15 protein-coding genes are annotated in these 19,814 nt (G+C 63.9%); 10 read left to right on the top strand and 5 right to left on the bottom strand.

Annotated elements, in window-relative coordinates:
- Position 1: 1 nt before the first annotated feature.
- The 3 genes from rpsA to Q0O40_RS09410 all read right to left on the bottom strand — a co-directional run bounded on the left by rpsA (position 2) and on the right by Q0O40_RS09410 (position 5,261).
- The gene (gene rpsA / locus Q0O40_RS09420) at positions 2 to 1,708 is read right to left on the bottom strand and encodes a 30S ribosomal protein S1 (RefSeq protein ID WP_295528996.1); all 1,707 of its coding nucleotides are present in this window, start codon (positions 1,706 to 1,708) and stop codon (positions 2 to 4) included.
- Between the two features lie 244 nt (positions 1,709 to 1,952).
- Entirely contained in the window at positions 1,953 to 3,692 is a 1,740-nt protein-coding gene (locus Q0O40_RS09415; RefSeq protein ID WP_295528994.1) for a methyl-accepting chemotaxis protein, read from the bottom strand.
- A gap of 156 nt (positions 3,693 to 3,848) precedes the next feature.
- Positions 3,849 to 5,261 (bottom strand): Mur ligase family protein, encoded by a 1,413-nt coding sequence (locus Q0O40_RS09410; RefSeq protein WP_295528993.1) that lies wholly within the window; start codon positions 5,259 to 5,261, stop codon positions 3,849 to 3,851.
- A gap of 120 nt (positions 5,262 to 5,381) precedes the next feature.
- Between Q0O40_RS09410 and Q0O40_RS09405 the strand changes: the two genes are divergently transcribed.
- From Q0O40_RS09405 to Q0O40_RS09375, 7 genes are all read left to right on the top strand, one after another.
- On the top strand, positions 5,382 to 6,239 hold the full coding sequence (locus Q0O40_RS09405) for an LD-carboxypeptidase (protein ID WP_295528992.1): 858 nt from the start codon (positions 5,382 to 5,384) through the stop codon (positions 6,237 to 6,239).
- A 33-nt stretch (positions 6,240 to 6,272) separates the two neighbouring features.
- The gene (locus Q0O40_RS09400) at positions 6,273 to 7,229 is read left to right on the top strand and encodes an ACP S-malonyltransferase (protein ID WP_295528990.1); all 957 of its coding nucleotides are present in this window, start codon (positions 6,273 to 6,275) and stop codon (positions 7,227 to 7,229) included.
- Positions 7,230 to 7,244: 15 nt separating this feature from the next.
- Positions 7,245 to 8,009 carry a 3-oxoacyl-[acyl-carrier-protein] reductase gene (gene fabG, locus Q0O40_RS09395; protein WP_295528998.1) on the top strand — a complete coding sequence of 255 codons (765 nt, stop codon included), beginning with the start codon at positions 7,245 to 7,247 and terminating at the stop codon, positions 8,007 to 8,009.
- 3 nt (positions 8,010 to 8,012) lie between these two features.
- Positions 8,013 to 8,534, top strand: a complete 522-nt coding sequence (locus Q0O40_RS09390) for a hypothetical protein (protein WP_295528988.1) — start codon at positions 8,013 to 8,015, stop codon at positions 8,532 to 8,534.
- Between the two features lie 200 nt (positions 8,535 to 8,734).
- The gene (gene dnaN, locus Q0O40_RS09385; RefSeq protein WP_295528986.1) at positions 8,735 to 9,853 is read left to right on the top strand and encodes a DNA polymerase III subunit beta; all 1,119 of its coding nucleotides are present in this window, start codon (positions 8,735 to 8,737) and stop codon (positions 9,851 to 9,853) included.
- Between the two features lie 27 nt (positions 9,854 to 9,880).
- Entirely contained in the window at positions 9,881 to 10,267 is a 387-nt protein-coding gene (locus Q0O40_RS09380; protein WP_295528984.1) for a DUF1761 domain-containing protein, read from the top strand.
- Positions 10,268 to 10,441: 174 nt separating this feature from the next.
- Entirely contained in the window at positions 10,442 to 11,869 is a 1,428-nt protein-coding gene (locus Q0O40_RS09375; RefSeq protein ID WP_295528983.1) for a globin-coupled sensor protein, read from the top strand.
- Here Q0O40_RS09375 and Q0O40_RS09370 read toward each other — a convergent pair whose 3' ends face one another.
- Together Q0O40_RS09370 and Q0O40_RS09365 are read right to left on the bottom strand one after the other, a co-directional pair.
- Complete coding sequence (locus Q0O40_RS09370) at positions 11,870 to 12,883, bottom strand: NAD(P)-dependent alcohol dehydrogenase (protein WP_295528981.1); 1,014 nt, start codon at positions 12,881 to 12,883, stop codon at positions 11,870 to 11,872.
- A 161-nt stretch (positions 12,884 to 13,044) separates the two neighbouring features.
- Complete coding sequence (locus Q0O40_RS09365; RefSeq protein WP_295528979.1) at positions 13,045 to 13,851, bottom strand: alpha/beta hydrolase; 807 nt, start codon at positions 13,849 to 13,851, stop codon at positions 13,045 to 13,047.
- 156 nt (positions 13,852 to 14,007) lie between these two features.
- Between Q0O40_RS09365 and Q0O40_RS09360 the strand changes: the two genes are divergently transcribed.
- From Q0O40_RS09360 to Q0O40_RS09350, 3 genes are all read left to right on the top strand, one after another.
- Positions 14,008 to 16,701, top strand: coding sequence for an EAL domain-containing protein (locus Q0O40_RS09360; protein ID WP_295528977.1), 2,694 nt, complete (start codon positions 14,008 to 14,010; stop codon positions 16,699 to 16,701).
- Between the two features lie 83 nt (positions 16,702 to 16,784).
- Positions 16,785 to 19,169, top strand: a complete 2,385-nt coding sequence (locus Q0O40_RS09355) for a TonB-dependent receptor (protein ID WP_295528975.1) — start codon at positions 16,785 to 16,787, stop codon at positions 19,167 to 19,169.
- 16 nt (positions 19,170 to 19,185) lie between these two features.
- A partial coding sequence (locus Q0O40_RS09350) for a hypothetical protein (protein WP_295528973.1) occupies positions 19,186 to 19,814 on the top strand: 629 nt, incomplete at its 3' end.

Below are 19,814 nucleotides of genomic sequence, written 5' to 3'. Positions count from 1 at the left end.
CTTACTGCTTGGCTTTGAGCGCGGCGCCCAGGATGTCGCCGAGCGAGGCACCGGCGTTGGAGGAGCCGAACTGCTCGACAGCTTCCTTCTCTTCGGCCAGCTGACGGGCCTTGACCGAGAAGTTGGGCTTCTTCGAGCGATCGAAGCCGGTGACCATGGCATCGAGCTTCTGCCCGACCTGGAACCGGTCCGAACGCTGTTCGTCGCGGTCGCGGCCCAGATCCGAGCGCTTGATGAAGCCGGTGGCACCATCGTCGCCGGCCTGAACTTCGAGCCCGCCATCGCGCACTTCGAGCACGGTCACTGTGATCACTTCGCCGCGGCGCAGGCTTTCGCTGCTGCTTTCCGAAACGCCGCCAGCGGCCGGTGCGCCCTTCTCAAGCTGCTTCATGCCAAGGCTGATGCGCTCTTTCTCGACATCGACGTCGAGCACGACGGCCGTAACCTGCTCGCCCTTGCGGTGCAGCGCCAGCGCGTCCTCGCCCGAGATGCCCCAAGCGATATCCGACATGTGGACCATGCCATCGACATCGCCGTCGAGCCCGATGAACAGGCCAAACTCGGTCGCGTTCTTGACTTCGCCTTCCACGGTCGAACCGACCGGGTGCTTCTCGGCAAAGCCTTCCCATGGGTTCTGCTGCGCCTGCTTGAGGCCAAGGCTGATGCGGCGCTTGTCGCTGTCGACTTCGAGCACCAGCACTTCGACTTCCTGGCTGGTCGAGACGATCTTGCCGGGATGGACGTTCTTCTTGGTCCACGACATTTCCGAAACGTGGACCAGCCCTTCGATGCCGGCCTCGATTTCGACAAATGCGCCGTACTCGGTGATGTTGGTGACCATGCCGCTGAGCCGTGCGCCGACCGGATACTTGGCGACAACGCCGTCCCACGGATCGCTTTCCAGCTGCTTCATGCCCAGGCTGATGCGCTGGGTATCCTGATTGATGCGGATGATCTGCACCTTCACCGTGTCGCCGATGGCGATCACTTCGCTCGGGTGGTTGACGCGCTTGTAGCTCATGTCGGTGACATGGAGCAGGCCGTCGATGCCGCCCAGATCAACGAACGCACCGTAATCGGTGATGTTCTTGACCACGCCGTCGATGATCTGGTTTTCCTTGAGGTTCAGGATCAGGCCCGAACGCTGCTCGGCGCGAGTTTCTTCGAGCACGGCGCGGCGCGATACCACGATATTGCCGCGGCGGCGGTCCATTTTGAGGATCTGGAAGGGCTGCGGAATGTCCATCAGCGGGCCGACATCGCGCACCGGGCGGATATCGACCTGGCTGCCGGGAAGAAACGCCACGGCGCCATCGAGATCGACGGTGAAGCCGCCCTTGACGCGGCCGAAGATCACGCCGTCGACTCGCTTGCCTTCGCCAAATTCGCTTTCCAGCTTGTCCCACGCGGCTTCGCGGCGGGCGCGGTCACGGCTGAGCATCGCTTCGCCGTCGGAATTTTCAACGCGGTCGACATAGACTTCTACTTCATCGCCGACCGAGAGGCCGTGGGCCTGCCCCGGCATGGCGAATTCGCGCAAGGGAACGCGGCCTTCGCTCTTGAGGCCGACGTCGATGACGGCCTTGTCGTTCTCGATCGCGGTAACGGTACCTTTGACGACGCGGCCTTCAAAGCCACCGTCCGAGCTGCCGCCCAGCGATTCGTCGAGCATCGCGGCGAAATCGTCGCGCGTTGGGGATGAAGCCATTAGTTTTCAGTATCCTGCATGCTATGTTTCCGGCCAGGCGGTTGTTTCCGCCGGTCTTTCTCCGCACGACGCACCATGCGCGCGCGGGCCAAAAGGGCCGCTGTGCCCACAGCGCCGGATGCGCCATAAGCATCCCGCATGAAGCAAGCTCCAAGCCGGAGCGCTCGCCGTTAGTCAAAAAGCCTGCGAAACGCAAGCTAAACGCTTGGCCGACCCCGCGCGGCGGCACGCTTTCTTGCGGCGATCACGCGGCAAGACGGCGCTGCATCTGGCTTTCGCCGGTCTCAGTGGTCTTGAAATGTACCACCAGCGCCGAAAGGCCATTGGCTTCGGAGGCGAGTGACCGCGCCGCCGCCGTGCTTTCCTCGACCATGGCGGCGTTATGCTGGGTCATGCGGTCCATGTCGCCCACCGCCGTGCTGATCCGGTCGAGGCTGGATGCCTGGCTGGTTGCGTCGTCGGCAATCTCGGTGACCAGCGAGGACACACCGCGCACCCGGTCGACCAACCCTTTCAGCACATGCCCGGCATTGCCGACCAACGTCACGCCGCTCGCCACTTCGCGGGTGCTGGTGGCGATCAGGGTCTTGATATTGCCGGCCGCATCGGCCGATCGCTGCGCCAGCGCGCGCACTTCGGTGGCCACCACGGCAAAGCCGCGCCCGGCTTCGCCAGCCCGCGCCGCCTCGACTCCGGCGTTCAGCGCCAGCAGATTGGTCTGGAAGGCGATGCTGTCGATGAGATCGATGATCTGGCTGATTTCCTGCGATGATCGCTCGATGGCCGCCATCGCCGAGACCGCATCATTGACCACTTCACCGCCATTTTGTGCCTCGGTAGTGGCAAGCCCGATGACCGACTGCACCTCACGGGTGCGCACCGCCGTCTCGGCGATGAGATCTGTGACCTGCCGCATCGAATTGCTCGATTCTTCGAGGCTCGAAGACTGCAAAGCGTTGCGGTTTGCCAGGTCTTCCGAAGCGCTGCGGATTTCGGCCGCGCCAATGGTGACGTTGCGTGCAGAGCGCGCAACTTGCGCCAGCGCGCGGTCAAGGCGGGTGACGGCATCGTTGTAGGCGCGGCGAAGCGCTTCATATTCGTCTGCCAGCGGGTCTGAAATGCGGTGCGCAAGGTCGCCGTCCGCAAGCCGGTCGAGCGCGCTGGCCAGCGTTTCGACAACCTGCTTCTGCTGCGCGGCGTTTTGCCTTTGCGCTTTTGCAGAAGCACGGAAAACCTCGATCGCGCGAGTGGCGTCGCCGATTTCGTCGGCGCGGTGCTCGGTGGTTTGGCCAACATCGAGCTGCCCGGCGGCCATGTGCGACATGGTTCTGGCGGTCTCTGCCAGCGGATCGAGCACAACCTGCATCAACAAACGGATTGCGACGAACACCAGGCCGACCGAGAGCAGCGCGGCAGCCGCCATTCCGGCAATGACCAGCCAGACTGTGGTCATGCTGGCGTCGGTCATCTGCGTGCGCAAGGCGTTGGCGTGCTCGCTCAGCGCGACGATGGCGGCGCGGTGCTTGCCATAGATGCCCTGCACTTTGGCAAAGCTCTGCGCGGCGGCGCCGCCATCACCGCGTTCGAGCGCGGGCAAGAGCGCGGTATCGATTTCGTCCCAGAACAGATCGCCTTCGCGCTGCGCGCCGTTCTTCAATTCCTGCGCGAGCACGGGATCGAGCTCGTCCGAAGCCCAGCGCTTGGCGCTGACGCGATAGGCCGTCTCAAGCGAGGCAAGGTTCTGTTTGGTCTGCTTGAGCGATCCGGCATTGTTCATCACTTGCGAAACTTCGAGCATCGGCTCGACCACATAGAGCGGGGGCGGCAGGATATCGGCGGTGAAGCTGCTGATCCTGTCGAGCGAACCATAGACCGGTCCGCCGACCCTGATCTGGCTCAGGCCCAGACCGATAAGCACGAATGTTGTGATCAAAACGCCGGCGATGATCGTCCCGCCGGACTTGCCTTTGCTGCTGATAGTCATATGCAATCCCTAATCGCCATCGCGCTCTTGATAGAGCCGCAGAAGTCGGAGACGTTTTTAGGGAAGCATCTGTTTCAATATTGATTGAGGCATGTGCGTCTGATTACGTGTGCAACGCTTACGGTAAAATAAGCCATTGCTGCTGCCCGATCGGGTTCAAGGCACCTGTGCGAGCAGATCGCGGGCGAATTGGGCCAGCGTGTCATCACGCGCGCCCATAATCACAATCCGGTCCCCGGGCCGCGCCAAAGCGATGATCCGCATGGCGCAATCGGCGCGCTCGGCCAGATGTTCGGCATGGCCGCCAAGATCGTTGATCATCGCGGTGATGTGTTCGCTGCTCACCGCGCGATCGACCGTGCCGCCGAAATAAACCGGATCGCACAAGATCGCGATGTCCTCCGGCCCCAACCGTGACGCCAGCACCGCTGCCAGTTCCGCGCCCATCTGGCGCAGCGGGCCATAGCCATGCGGCTGGAAAAACGCGATGACGCGGCCGGGATGTGCCCTCAGTGTGGCGAGCGTAGCGGCGATCTTTTCCGGGTTGTGCCCAAAATCATCGATCACAGTGATCCCGCTTGCGCTAGTGCCGACAATGTCGAACCGGCGCGCAAGGCCCATGAACGAGGCCAGCGCCGTCACAGCAGCGGCCATTGGCACCCCCGCCGCGCTCGCCCCGGCCAACGCGGCCAGCGCATTGGCCAGATTGTGCCGCCCCGGGATTTGCAGGCTCAGCGGATAGACCGCATCATCGCGCCGGTCGATCACCGCCGCGCGGACCGTGGTCGCGCTCTCCGCCACGCTTTCGGGCAAGACCGAGATTTGCGCCGCAGCGCCGAAGCCGAAGGTAAGCGCTTTCGCGGCGCGCGACAGCAAGGCGGCGCTTTCCGGATCGTCGCTATTGACCACGGCAACCCCGGCGCGGGCGAGGAAATCGCCAAACAGCGCGCGCAATTCCTCCAGGCTCTTGTGATCGAGGCTGACATTATTGAGCACCGCGACCGCCGGTCGATAGAGCGCGATCGAGCCGTCGCTCTCATCCACTTCGGAGACGAACGCGTCGCCGCTGCCTACGCGGGCTGAGGCAAACGGCGCGTCGGCGTTGACGAAGTTTTTCATCACCGCGCCGTTCATGATCGTGGGATCGCGGCCTGCCGCGGTCATGATCCAGCCAAGCATGCCGGTGACTGTCGATTTGCCGCTGGTGCCGCCCACGGCAATGCCTTGCGGCGCGGCGTTGAACAGCCTGGCCAGCAATTCTGCGCGGCTCATCCGCACCGCGCCGATCGCCTTGGCGCGGACGACCTCGGGGACGGTATCTTCCACAGCGGCGGAGGCGACCAGTATCTGCATGGGCGATTCAATGCCGCTGCCGTCCTGCGGAACCATCTTGATGCCCAGGCTTTCGAGCCAGGCAAATTTCTCCGGCGTGCGGCCAGCCTCGCGGCTGCGGTCAGAGCCTGCGACCATCGCGCCTTGCCCGCGCAGGATCAGCGCGAGCGGCAGCATGCCCGATCCGCCGATGCCGCAAAAGAACCAGGGCTGCATGGTAAGATCGGTCGACGGCATTGCGGGCCTTCATGTTCGCGCACCCCGGCTCGGGCATTGTCGCCCTACAGGATGTGGCAAATCAGTCCAGACCTGCGCTTGACTGGCGCAACCGGCCGCGACGTGCTTAATGCTGCGGCGATGACCCGTGTTGCGATCTGCGCGCCATCCGCGCCGTTTTCCCGCGAAGATGCGGCTGCCGTCTGCGCGTTGGCAGCGGCGCACTATCCGGGCATTACCTTGAGCTTTCACGAGCAGTGCTTCGCCAGCGAGGGCCACTTTGCCGGGCCCGATGCCCTGCGCCTCGGCGCGTTCCTTGATTGCGCGAATGATCCGGCCTGCGATGCCGTGTGGTTTGCGCGGGGCGGCTACGGCGCGGTGCGCATTGCGGCTGACGTCGTGGCGGGCCTTGGGTCGGGCCATCGGGCGGGGCAGGGCGCTATAGCGCGCGCCAAGGCCTATCTCGGCTATTCCGACGCGGGCACGATGCTCGCGGCGCTTGCCGCCGCGCGCATCGGCCAGCCGGTTCACGCGCCGATGCCCGCCGATATCCGCCGCGTGGGCGGCGAGGCGGCGGTGCTGCGCACGTTGGGCTGGCTCGCGGGCGAGCAAGGCGGGCTTGAGCCATCGCTGGACGAGACCCCGGCAGCGGCCTTCAACCTGATGACGCTCGCCATGCTGGCGGGCACGCCGCTGATGCCCGATCTTTCCGGCCATGTGGTCATGATCGAGGAAGTGAGCGAATACCTCTATGCGGTCGATCGGCTGCTGTTTCATGTTACCGCGCATCTGGGGCCGATGGGCATTGCCGGTTTGCGCCTTGGCCGGATCAGCGATGTGCCCGAAAACGACCGCCCGTTCGGGGCCGAGCCCGAGGAAATGGTCCGCCATTGGTGCGCGCGCAGCGGCATCCGCTATCTTGGGCGCGCCGATATCGGGCATGACACCATGAACAAGATCGTGCCATTCGGGCTTGCCACTCGCCGCGCCGGGGCATAGGGCGCGCGCTCAACGCTACAATAAGGTTACACGATGCGCGCATTCGTCTTTCCCGGACAAGGCACCCAGAAACAGGGTATGGGCGCGCAGCTTGCGCTTGCCAGCGCGGCAGCGCGCGAGGTGTTCGAGGAAGTAGACGAGGCGCTGGGGCAAAAGCTCTTTCAGATCATGAAGGACGGCCCGGAAGACGTTCTGATGCTTACCGAAAATGCCCAGTCCGCGATCATGGCCAATGCCATGGCGGTGCTGCGCGTGCTCGAACGCGAGGGCGGCATCGCGATGGCCGACAAGGTCGAGTTCGTCGCCGGGCACAGCCTGGGCGAATACACGGCGCTTTGCGCTGCGGGGGCGTTTTCGCTGGCAGACACCGCGCGGCTGCTGAAGCTGCGCGGGCAAGCGATGCAGGCGGCAGTGCCGGAAGGCGCGGGCGCGATGTGCGTGCTGCTTGGGGCCGATATCGCCAGCGCGGCCAAGCTTGCCGAAGCGGCGGCGCAAAGCCCGGTCGCGGGCGAACCGCCGCAAGTCTGCGCCATCGCCAATGACAACGATCCGGGCCAGGTCGTGCTGTCGGGCCACCTTGCCGCGATCGAACGCGCCGCCGCGATGGTCAAGGATTTCGGGATCAAGCGCGGCATGATGCTGAAAGTCTCCGCGCCGTTTCACTGCGCATTGATGCAGCCCGCCGCCGATGCGATGGCGCAGGCGCTGGCGCAAACTCCGCCGGGGGCGCTGCGCGTTGCGTTGATTGCCAACGTCACCGCCGCACTGGTCACCGATCCGGCGCAGGTGCAGCGCCTGCTGGTCGAGCAAGTAACCGGCCGTGTGCGCTGGCGCGAAAGCATGATCGCGCTGGGTGAAGCCGGCACCGAGCGCTTCATCGAACTCGGCGCAAAAGTCCTTGGCCCAATGATCACCCGATCCGTCGCCGAAGCGCACGTCACCAGCGTGACCGAGATGGCCGATATCGAGGCGTTGCTGAAGGAGATTTAAGCTATGGAACACCCCATGTTCGATCTTACCGGGATGACCGCGCTGGTGACGGGGGCGGCGGGCGGTATTGGCTCCGCGATCAGCCATGCGCTGGCGCGGCAGGGCGCGCGGCTGGCGATTTCGGGCACGAACCCTGCGAAATTGCGCGCGTTTCGCGAGGAATTGAACGACAGCTACGGCGCGCGCGAGCGCGGCGATCATGTCGAGATCACATGCGATCTGTCGAATACCGAGCAGGTCGAGCACCTTATCCCCGCCGCCATCGATACCATGGGCAAAGTGGATATCCTTGTGAACAACGCTGGGATAACGCGGGATAACCTGTCGATGCGGATGAAGGACGAGGAATGGGACGCGGTGATCCGGGTCAACCTCGAAGCCGCATTTCGCCTGATGCGCGCGGCCTCCCGGCCGATGATGAAGGCGCGCTTCGGCCGCATCGTCTCGATCACCAGCGTGGTCGGCGCGACCGGCAATCCGGGCCAGGCCAACTATGCCGCGGCCAAGGCGGGCCTCGTCGGCATGTCCAAAAGCATGGCGCAGGAACTCGCCAGCCGGGGCATCACGGTCAACTGCGTCGCCCCCGGCTTCATCCGCACCGCGATGACCGATGGGCTGCCCGATGCCCAGAAGGACGCGCTCAACGCCCGCATCCCGATGGGCCGCATGGGCGAGGGCGGCGATATCGGCGCGGCGGTGGCCTATCTCGCCAGCCGCGAGGCCAGCTACATCACCGGGCAGACTTTGCACGTCAACGGCGGCATGGCGATGCTGAGCTAAGCTATGCGCTGGCTGCCCGCCATTCTAGCGCTGAGCGCGCTTCCCGGCGCAGCGCAAGCGCGCTCGCCCGAAGCGCTCGCCTGCGCGATCAAGGCCGCGCCGCCGCAACTTGATGACCGGCTGGCCGATGTCGTGCTGGCGGCGGACCCTGACAAGGACAAGCCCGCAACCGATGCTTTGCAGGCTTTGGTCGATCGCTGCGCTGATGATCAGTTTCTGAACGCCAAGGAACGTTCCGCCTACTTCGAATACACGCTGGGCCGCATGGCGCGCGATGCGCTGGACGTGCGGCTGGCGGATGAGCGGATTTCCGCTGGTTTGATTGACCGCGCGCTCGATATCGGGCCGGGCAATGCCAACAATCCGGCGGAGAAAGTCACCGCCGGGGATTTGCGCCGCGTATCCATGGCTTTGGCCGAGGCCGGCACCGATCCGGCCAAGGTCACGCCTGTCGGCTGGGGCCTGATCAAGGCGTGGATCGTGGCGACCGCGCAGATGATGACCGGCCAGCGCGCCTTTGATTGAGAGCGCATTCGGGCGCATTTCTGCCATTTATGCACAGCTTCGCGGAAGCCATATGCAGTTGCGCTTGCTCGCCTTGCCGGGTGCGTTAAGGAAGATGGTCCGAACTGCAACCTTTTACGGGCGATTCCGGGCTTGCGGGCGCTGCTGAGACATCTCGGGCCGCCCGCGCGGGCGGCCTCGCTGGGGGATTTGAGACGAGCATGAAGGCCACCATCGAACGCGCCACCCTGCTGCGCTGCCTCTCCCACGTGCAATCGGTGGTCGAACGCCGCAACACGATCCCGATCCTCTCCAACGTGCTGATCGAGGCTTCGGCCAATGGCAGTGTGTGGCTGCTGGCCACCGATCTTGATTTGCAGATCATCGAATCGATGCCCGCCAAATCGGTCGATGTGCCCGGCGCGATCACCGTTTCGGCGCATCTCTTGTTCGATATCGCGCGCAAACTGGCCGATGGCAGCGAGGTCAGTCTGGAAACCGCCGACAACCGCATGGTGGTCAAGGCGAACCGCAGCCGGTTCCAGCTGCCGACATTGCCGCGCGACGATTTCCCGATGATCGTTGAGGGCGATCTGCCCACCAGCTTCGAGATTCCGGCGCGCACGCTGGCCGAACTCATTGACCGCACGCGCTTTGCGATTTCGACCGAGGAAACGCGCTACTATCTCAACGGCATTTTCCTCCATGTGGTCGATGATGTGCTTAAAGCCGCCGCGACCGACGGTCACCGCCTTGCGCGCTACACCATCCCGCGCCCCGAGGGGGCCGAGGCGATGCCCGATGTGATCGTGCCGCGCAAATGCGTGGGCGAACTGCGCAAGCTGCTCGAAGACGTGCTCGATACCAACGTGCTGGTCGATCTTTCGGCCAGCAAAGTGCGCTTCACTTTGGGCGGCGAGTACGGCGTGGTGCTCACCAGCAAGCTGATCGACGGAACTTTCCCCGACTATAGCCGCGTGATCCCGACCGGCAACGACAAGCTGCTGCGGCTCGATCCGCGCAGCTTCTTCGAAGGGGTTGACCGCGTCGCGACCATCGCCACTGAAAAAACCCGCGCGGTGAAGATGGCGCTCGAGAACGACAAGGTCACGCTCTCGGTCACGAGCCCCGATAACGGCACCGCCGCCGAAGAGATCGCCGCCGAATACAGCGCATCGGGCTTCGAGATCGGTTTCAACGCCAATTATCTCAAGGACATCCTCAGCCAGATTGACGGCGGCACGGTCGAACTGCATCTGGCCGATGCCGGTGCGCCGACCTTGATCCGCAAGGACGACAAATCGCCCGCGCTCTATGTCCTGATGCCGATGCGGGTCTGATGACGCCGCGCTGATCGGGGGCGCGGCATGATCTACATCGTTCTCAATGTCCTGCCGATCCTGCTCGCCACTTGCGCGGGCTTATGCATCAGCGCCGCCGTGTACTGGCCCCGGCGCGGCACGGTCGGGCCGGTCACGCTTGCGGCAACTGCGTTCATCGGTGAATTCTGGCTCTGCTCGATCCTCGCGGGTGCGTTGATCCTCGCCCCGCCCAAAGCGGGCGCTTGGACGATGGCGCTCGGCTCCGCGTTCGTCATCTGGCTCGGTTTCGTCGCCCCCGCGCTCATTGTCACGCAGCGCGCGCGCGCGCAGGCGTGGCGGCCGATCGCGGCCGATTGCGCACATTGGCTCGCCGTCATGCTGGCGCAGGCGCTGGTGCTCAAATCAATCGGCCTGATTCCGCCGCCGGTTTGAAGCTTAGCGGCTGCTGGTCTTGCAGCAGGTGAGGCCAGGGTGGCGGCCAACGCGAGTAGTTTGCGCCATGGCCTCTGCCGCGACTTCGTGTTTGTCCTTATGGGCAAAATCAGGTGATCTTGACGACGCGGGTTTACCTTCTGGAGCTTGAGAACAAGCGAAAGCAGCGGAACCATGGATCAGCAGGAAATCGACACCAAGCTAGCCTTCTTCAATATCGGTCCTGATGATTTCGGGCGCTTTGGCGTGGTTGGACGTTCGATGGCGCGTGCCGCGCCCGCTGCGCTTGATCGCCTTTACGCGCGGATCGAAAGCACGCCTGAGACCGTCAGCATGTTCACCTCGAAAGCCATGATGGCGCATGCCCGGCAAAAGCAAATCGAGCATTGGGCGGCGATGTTCGCGGGCCATGCCGAGTCCAGCTATTTCGACAGTGCACAAAAAGTTGGTCGCATTCATGCGCGCATCGGGCTTGCGCCGCAGTGGTACATCGGCGCCTACGCCTCGGCGCTCGATGATGTTGTCGTCGATGTGCTGCGCCAGTCGTTCGGCCCGCTCGGGCGCCGCACCGCCCGCGCCATTGGCTCCATGCTGAAAATGGCGCTGCTCGACATGGAGGTCGCGCTCGGAACCTACTTTGATGCTGAGCAGGAATCGCGCGAGAAGGTGACCGAAGCGCTTGGCCAAGCCTTACGCCGCATGACCGAAGGCAATTTTGCGGTCCCGCTCGCCGCTTTGCCCGAAGGCTATCAAGCCATTCATGATGATTTTGAAACGATGCGGGTCAAAGTCAGCTCCGCGTTGACAGAAGTTGCGGATACGTCCAAGACGGTCGAGATCGGTGCCCAGGAAATTCGGCAGGCTTCGGATGATCTTTCCCGCCGCACCGAGCAGCAGGCCGCCAGTCTCCAAGATACCTCGGCGGCAATGACCGGGCTTGCGGAAAGTGTCAGCAGCACCGCGCGCGATGCCGCCCACATGCATGGTTCGGTGCAGCAGGCGCATGGCGATGCGCGTGATGGCGGCGCGGTGGTTGATCAAGCGGTGGGCGCGATGAACGATATCCATCGTTCAGCGCAGGAGATTGGCAAGATTATCGCAGTCATCGATGGCATTGCCTTTCAGACGAACCTGCTCGCGCTCAATGCCGGCGTCGAAGCCGCCCGCGCGGGCGAAGCAGGGCGCGGCTTTGCTGTGGTCGCGACCGAAGTGCGCGCCCTGGCGCAGCGCTCGGCAGATGCAGCGCTCGATATCAAGACCCTGATCAGCCAGAGTTCTGCGCAAGTCGAGCGCGGGGTCGCGCTTGTCGGCCAGACCGGCGATACGTTCGCTCGGATCGTCGGCAAAGTCGGCGAAATCGCTGAACTGGCCAGCAAGATTGCGTTGGCTGCGGGCATTCAGGCGAGCAATATTGGCAATGTCCGTGAAACGGTGCGCGAACTGGATATCATGACGCAGCAGAATGCGGCCATGGTCGAAGAGGCCACCGCTGCGTCGCGCAATCTTGCCAACGGGGCGGATCGAACCGCGACGCTGGTTGGCCATTTCACGCTCGAACCCGCCGATGCCCCGGCGCACTCACAAACCCGCCGGGCCGCGTAATCAGATATCGATCACGATCTTGCCGAAGTGTGCGCCGCTAGCTTGATGGTGAAAAGCCGCGCCAAGGTCCGCCAGCGCGAAGTGGTCGCTGATCACCGGGCGGATGCCGCTGGCATTGATGCCCGCGATCATCGCCAACTGCTGCGCGCGGCTGCCCACGATCATGCCTTGCACGCGCAGGCTCTTGCGCATCAGCGTCACGGTCTGCACTGGCCCGGCGACGCCGGTCAGAATTCCGATGAGCGCGACATGGCCGCCCACACGGGTGGCGATCATCGATTGATCGAGGGTGCCGACACCGCCAACTTCGATGACGCAATCCACGCCGCGCCCGCCGTTGAGTTGAACCACCTTGGTCCCCCAGTCAGGGTCGGCTTTGTAATTGATCGTCTCGTCCGCGCCGAGCGCGCGCAGCCGTTCCAGCTTGGCCTCGGAAGAGCTGGTGGCGATCACTCTGGCCCCGGCGGCCTTGGCGAATTGCAGCGCGAAGATCGAAACCCCGCCGGTGCCTTGCACCAGTACGGTCGAGCCCAGCTTGATGGCATCGTCAACAAACAGCGCGCGCCAGGCGGTGAGGCCGGCGCAAGTCAGCGTGGCCGCCTCGGCATGCGAATAGCCGATGGGCACGTGCGTAAACCATTGCGCGGGGGCGGTCACTTCGGTGCGGGCATAGCCGTCGATGCCGTCGCCCGGCGTGCTGCTAAATCCGGTGCCGCGCGGCGCGCCATCGTCCCAGTCGGTGAAAAAGGTCGAAACCACGCTGTCGCCCGGCTTGAACTCAGTAACGCCTGCGCCGACCGCCAGCACTTCGCCCGCGCCGTCCGACATCGGGATGCGTCCCGCGTCCGCCTTGAGCACGCCGATGACGACATTGAGATCGTGATAGTTGAGCGAGGAGGCACGCAGCCGCACATGGATTTCGCCGGGGCCGGGCGGCGGGCAATCGGGCAGATCGACAAGGTGCAGCGTATCAAACGTCGGCGGCGTGCCGGTGCGGATGGCTTTGACGGTCATTCTTTTTCACTCATGTTGCGGCTTCTTGAGCCGTTTCCCGGGGCATTGGCGCGGCGCGACTTGCGGATTGGCCCGCAGTGCGCCGCTACCATCATGGCGCATAAGATTAAGTCAGAGCTTGCACAGCACGTCAACCGCCGCGCTCGTTGAGGCAGCCCAAGTCAGTCGTCCAGAAAGTTGCGCAATCTGGCGGTGAACCGGTCCGGATCGGAGAGCATGAACAAATGCCCGCCGCCGCGCGAAATGGCGATTGCGGCACCGGGGATGAGCGTGTGGAGTAGCTGGCCGTTGGCAACAGGGATCAGATGATCATCCTCGTCCGCCATGATCATGACCGGCACGGACAAGAGAGGCAGGAACGGCGCGCTCGACCAGCCGGCAAACGCGGTTAACTGGTAGGTCCAGCCAATCACCGATGGCGCGGTGGCTGCGTTAAGCGAAACCCGCTCGGTGCCGCCGCCATTGTAGAACATCGCCAGATTGCGCCGCAGCGATTTGGGCGCGGAGTATTCGCGCGGATCGAGCAGATGGCTTAGCAGCGAGGGATTGCCCGGGATCATCGTGCCGCCTGCCGAAGTTGATGCCAGCACCAGTTTGCCGGTGCGGGCGCGGTGCTGAAAGGCAAACTGCTGCGCCACCGCGCCGCCCCAGCTGATGCCCATCAGATCAACCTGATCGATCTTCATCTGATCGAGCATGGCGGCCAGCGTGATCGCGATCTGCGGGATGGTATAGGGGAATACCGGGTCTGGAGATTGGCCGATTCCGGGCATATCGAAGCCGATGATGTGCCGTTCCGGCAGCAGGCAGGCCAGCGGCTCCAGCATCTCGATATTCATCCCGATCCCGGCCAGGATCACCAGCGGCGGCGCATTATGGGCCGCCTTCGCGGGGGCGGGGTGCCACTGGCCGACGCGCATGCGCCGTCCGGCTCCGCCGATCATGGAAAAACTTGCCGTAGAACTCACTTTGCCTCCAGTTTTCCTTCGCGGATGAGGCGCTCCTAGCACCTTCGCAAGTGCGGCAACAGCGCCGCCAGAGATGTTGCCGCGAAGTTTCCCTTAATCCGGCTCATTTCCTCGGGCTTAACTGTTTTTCAAAGCAAACCGGTCCAATGGTAAACCATGAACGAATTGTCCCCCGCACAGGCTGAATCGCAGCCTGCTTTGCCGGCTGGCTCGCGCGATTTTGCGCGGACGCAGCGGCGCGCGGATCGCGGGCCTGCAGGTGGCCCGGCCGGTGAGGCACCGCGGGCGGGACCGATCAGGGACCCGCATCAAGGCCTGATCGCTGACGAATGGCCGCAAATGGCGGCGCCGATGCTGCTGGGTGTGGCCGGGCTCGCCTTTGGCCACGGCGTGTTTCACCCGCTTGCACCGATGCTGACCGCGCTGGCCGCCGCCGTTCTTGTTCTGCTTGCGCGCTTTCTGGTCCAGCTTGAGCGCGCCGGCGCGGTCCCCAAAACCTTCCACTTCGTCCTGTTGATTGGCGCGATCGGTCTGCCGATGTTTCTTTATGGCGGCGCCATCGGCTATTGGGCGGCGGTCGGCGCGGTGCCGTGGCTGCCATGCCTAGGTCTGCTGATCACGATCTCGTTGCTGGCGATGATGATCGAGTCTGGGCGCCTTGTCGGCCTGCTGGTTTCGCAAGTCGCGATGTGGTCGGGCGTCGCCTGCGTGCTGGGCACTCTGAGCGGATTTCTGGCGCTCGGGCTTGGCACTGCGATCTGCGTGGCCGCTTTCATGCGCCAGCGCGAAATCGATGCACTGGCGCAGCAAAGAGCCGAGGAAATGGCCCGCATTCGCACCCGCGCTCAGGAGATTCTGGCCGATTACGAAGAGACCGGGCAGGGCTGGTTCTGGGAAACCGACCGCCGTACTTTGCTGACTTACATTTCCCGGCCAGTGGCCGATACGCTGGGCTGCAAGGTCGAAGAGCTGATCGGGCGGCCCTTTGCCGAGCTATTCAGCCTTGCCGACAAGGCGGATGAGGGCAAGCGGACGCTGGCCTTTCATTTCACCGCGCGCTCCAGCTTCAGCGAATTGCCGATGCGCGCGGCGGCATTCGATGAAGAACGGCTGTGGTCGGTCACGGGCCGGCCGACTTACGATTCGTTCAACAATTTTCAGGGCTTCCGGGGCTCCGGCGCGGATCTGACCGAGAAGCGGCGGATACAGGAACACGCCTCGCGGCTGGCGCATTTCGATTCGCTCACCGGGCTCGCCAATCGCTTTCAGATGTCGCAGACGCTGGAAAAGATCCTCAATGCCCCCAACGAGCAAAACCGCGCCTGCGCGGTGTTCCTGATCGATCTAGACCGCTTCAAGCAAGTTAACGATACGCTCGGCCATCCGGCGGGCGATGCGCTGCTCAAGCATGTGTCGCAGCGGCTTGAGCGCGCCGTGGGCAGCATGGGCCGGGTCGGACGGCTCGGCGGAGACGAGTTTCAGGTGCTGTTGCCCGCCAAGATCGCGCGCGAGCAGCTGGCCATCCTCGCCGGCCAGATCATCGCGTCGCTCGCGCAGCCCTATACCATCGACGAAAGCCGGGTGATGATCGGGGCCTCGGTCGGGATCGCGCTCGCGCCCGATGACGGCGTGACCAGCGAGGCGCTGATCCGCAATGCCGATCTGGCGCTCTACGCCGCCAAGGACGGCGGGCGCGGGCGCTACCATTTCTATGCGGCCGATCTTCACAGCGATGCCGAAGAGCGCCGCCAGCTCGAAGAAGACTTGCGCGACGCGATCTCGCAGGGCGATCTCCAGCTTTATTATCAGCCTGTCGTGCAGACCGCGACCGAGAAGATCACCGGCTTCGAGGCGCTGCTGCGCTGGAACCATCACACCCACGGGTTTATCTCGCCGGGCAAGTTCGTGCCGATTGCCGAGGATGCCGGGCTGATCGTGGCGATCGGGGAATGGGCGCTGCGCACCGCCTGCCGCGATATCGCCGCCTGGCCGGGCAATGTTCGCGTCGCGGTCAATGTCTCGCCCTTGCAGTTTGCCAATGTCGCGCTGCCCAGCATGGTGACCAATGCGCTGGCCCATGCGGGGCTGGAGCCTGATCGGCTCGAACTGGAAATCACCGAAAGCGTGTTTCTCAACGACGATACCGATACCGAGACGAAGTTCCGCGCGCTGAAGGGGATCGGCGTGCGCCTCGCGCTCGATGATTTCGGCACCGGCTATTCCTCGCTCGGCTATTTGAAACGCGCGCCGTTTGACAAGATCAAGATCGATCAATCGTTCGTGCGCGGGGCGACCGAGCCGGGCAGCCGCAACGGTGCGATCATCGCCTCGATTGTCAGTCTGGCTGAGGCGCTGGGCATGGAAACCACTGCCGAGGGCGTGGAAACGCTCGACGAACTCGATCTGGTCCGCATGCTCGGGTGCAGCCATGTGCAGGGCTACATCTATGAGCGCCCGCTCTCCGCGCTCGCGGCAAGCGCGCGGCTGGCCAACGGCCTGATCGCGATAGCGCAAGGCCCGCGCTCGGCGCGCGCGGCGCGCCAATCCATGCTGCGCAAGGTTCATCTCGATCACGACGGCCACCGCTACGATGCGATGATCCGCAATATCTCGCTGACCGGGGCGCTGATCGAAGGGCTCTGGGATGTGCCGCCGGGCACGATTTTCCGCATCCAGCTCTCCGATGGCCATTCGGCTACCGCGACCTGCCGCTGGTGCAGCGAAGACCGCATGGGCGTCGAGTTTTCCCAGCCGCTGCAGCTTGACGATGACGGCCGCCTCGTCGCCGTTACCGTCAAGAATGCCCAGCCGATCTATGACCCGGCGGCGGTGCAGCGCCAGGTGGGCTGAGCACGGCAGACAGCGTCAGACACTTGTAATCTTCCTGTCACTGTGGCCCAGTAGAGGGACTACGACTTCGGGGGGCTTCTGCGATGAAATTGAACCGGTTGTTGAGCCTCGGTGCCAGCATTTCCGCCGGCGCGCTGGCGGCTACGGCGCAGGCGCAGGCGCAGGCGGATGTGCCGCTGCCCGGCGAATTGCCCGGCGAAATTGTCGTCACCGCGCAAAAGCGCGAACAAAAGCTGCAGGATGTGGCTCTCTCCATCCAGGCGCTCGATACTAGCGCGCTCGCCGAGCGCAATGTCCGCACGTTCAACGACTACGCCAAGTTCCTGCCCAGCCTGTCCTATACCTCCTTTGGTCCGGGCCAGGCCCAGGTATTCTTTCGCGGGCTGTCCAACGGCAATCGCCTGTCCACCGGATCGCTGCCCACCGTCGGCGTCTATCTCGATGAACAGCCGGTCACCACGATCGGCTCGAATATCGATGTCCATGTCTACGACATCGCCCGGGTCGAGGCGCTGGCCGGGCCGCAGGGCACGCTGTTCGGGGCCAGCAGCGAAGCGGGCACGCTGCGCATCATCACCAACAAGCCCGATACCGCTGCGTTTTCCGGCGCGGTCGACCTTACGCAGACCTTCGTTGCGCATGGCGGGCTGGGCGGAATCGCCGAAAGCTATCTCAACATTCCGCTGTCGAACCGCGTCGCGCTGCGTCTGGTCGGCTTCTATCAGCACGATGCCGGCTTCATCGACAACGTGCTCGCCCCGCGCCAGACCTATCCGACCTCGGGAATCGAGCGCGAAAACTCCGCCCTCATCGGCCGCGACCAGAACAAGAGCGATACTTATGGCGGGCGCGCCGCGCTCAAGGTTGATCTCGATGACGACTGGAGCGTCACCTTGGGCGGCACCGGCCAGGTGCAGACCTCGAACGGCACTTTCGCGTTCAAGCCATCGGTCGGCGATCTGGCCACCAGCACGTATGCGCCCCAGCGGCAAAAGGACCGCTGGGCGCAAGCTACATTGGCGATCGAGGGCAAGCTGGGCAGCTTCGATGTCACGTACGCGGGTGGATATTTCGAGCGTACCGCGCAGTATACCACCGATTACTCGGACTATGCCTTCCAATACGATTCCTATTACGCCGCCACGCCGGAATATTTCGGCAACAATTTCTTCAACAATGACGGCAGCCTGATCAGCCCGGCGCAGACCACCAGCCAGCTCGAACGGTTCACCAAGCAGAGCCACGAGCTGCGCATCGCCTCGCCTGCCAGCGATCGCCTGCGGTTGGTGGCCGGGCTGTTTTATCAGCGCCAGACCAACAACTGGGAAAACCTCTATGTCGTGCCCGGCCTCGCCGATGTGCAGTCGGTCACTGGCCGCCCAGGGGTTAACTACGCCAACATCCAGTTCCGCACCGACCGCGACTATGCCGCCTTTGCCGAAGCCGCCTTCGATATCGTGCCTACGTTGACGCTGACCGGGGGCCTGCGCGTCTATCGCTTCGACAACAACGTGATCGGCTTTTTCGGCTTCAACGGCACCCGCTCGGCGGTGGGCGAGGCGATCTGCCTGCCCGGCACAGTGGGCCAGTATGCCAATCGCCCCTGCGACAACATCGATGCCACGGCCAAGGGTTCGGGCGTGCGCCACAAGCTCAATCTCAGCTGGAAGCTCGCGCCGAACAAGCTGGTCTATGCCACGTGGTCGACCGGTTTCCGCCCCGGCGGCATCAATCGCCGCCCGGCCGCCGCGCCTTATAACGCTGAATCGCTGACCAACTACGAGATCGGCTGGAAGACGACATGGGCCGGGGGCAAGCTGCGCTTCAACGGCGCGCTTTTCCTTGAAAAGCTTACCCAGGCGCAGTTTTCGGTCACCAGCGAGCAGAACGGCATCACCGACATCGTCAATGCCGGCCGCGCGCAATCAAAGGGGATCGAGGCTGACGCGACGTGGGCGCCGGTGCCCGGCCTGTCGCTGCAAGCTTCGGGGACATATGTCGAGGCCACGCTCAGCACCGACTTGTGCAAGTTCACCAACCCGACGTTCGATTGCACGCTGCCCAGCGCCTCGGGCAGTGCCAACGCGCTGCGCGCGCCAGCGGGCACGCGGTTCTCGGGCTCGCCGCGCTTCAAACTGGCCGCCACCGCGCGCTATGAGTTTCCGCTCGGCCGCACCGATGCCTACGTGCAAAGTTCGGTGCTGCATCTGAGCTCGGTCACGTCGGCGCTCGATGTGGATGATGCCGCCGCGATCGGCACGCAGCCGCCCTATACCACGCTCGATCTCTCCGCCGGGATCGCGCAAGGCAATTGGACAGTGGGCGTCTCCGCGGAAAACGTGCTCGACAAACGCGCCCAGCAAGTGCGCAGCACAACCTGCAGCATATCGATCTGCGGGCAGGATTCGGTGGTGATCTACCCGCTCAGGCCTCGCTTCATCAGCCTGCGCGTGGGCCGGAAATTCTAGTAAGGAAGACGCCGTCATGCGCCCAATCTTCGCTGCCATGTTCGCTCTTGTCGCCGCGTTCGCCGCTCCCGCGCTGCAGGCAAAGCCCGCGCCGGCCAGTGATCAGCGGCTCATTCTGGTCACCTTGGACGGCACCCGCTGGCTGGACATATTTCGCGGGCCCGAGGTGCGGCTGGTGATCGACAAGGACTATACCAAGCCCGACCTCAAAGAGACCATCGTGCAGACTTGGATGACGACCGAGAATCCCGGAGCCGAACTGATGCCGTTTTTGCATGGCACGGTGGCGCGCCAGGGCGTGCTGACCGGCAATCGCGACCTCAATGAGTGCTTCAACGTCGCGAATACTATGTGGTTCTCCTATCCCGGCTACAACGAGATTTTCACGGGCCGCGCCGATTCCGAAATCACCAGCAATGATCCGGAGTATAACCGGAACGTCACGTTCTTCGAATGGCTCCAGCGTCGCCCGGCCTTCGCGGGCAAGGTGCTGGCCTTCGGCAACTGGGACGTTTTCCCCTATATCATCAACGACAAGCGTAGCGGTGTGCCTGTCAATCCGGGGCTGGGCCAACGGTATCCCACCGAAACCCTGACGATGCGGCTGGCGCTTGATGCCTGGCGCACCCAGAAGCCGCGGGTGCT

This window comes from Novosphingobium sp. Chol11 (assembly GCF_945870625.1).
Classification (GTDB): domain Bacteria; phylum Pseudomonadota; class Alphaproteobacteria; order Sphingomonadales; family Sphingomonadaceae; genus Novosphingobium.
This window is presented reverse-complemented; position numbering and strand designations above follow the sequence as displayed.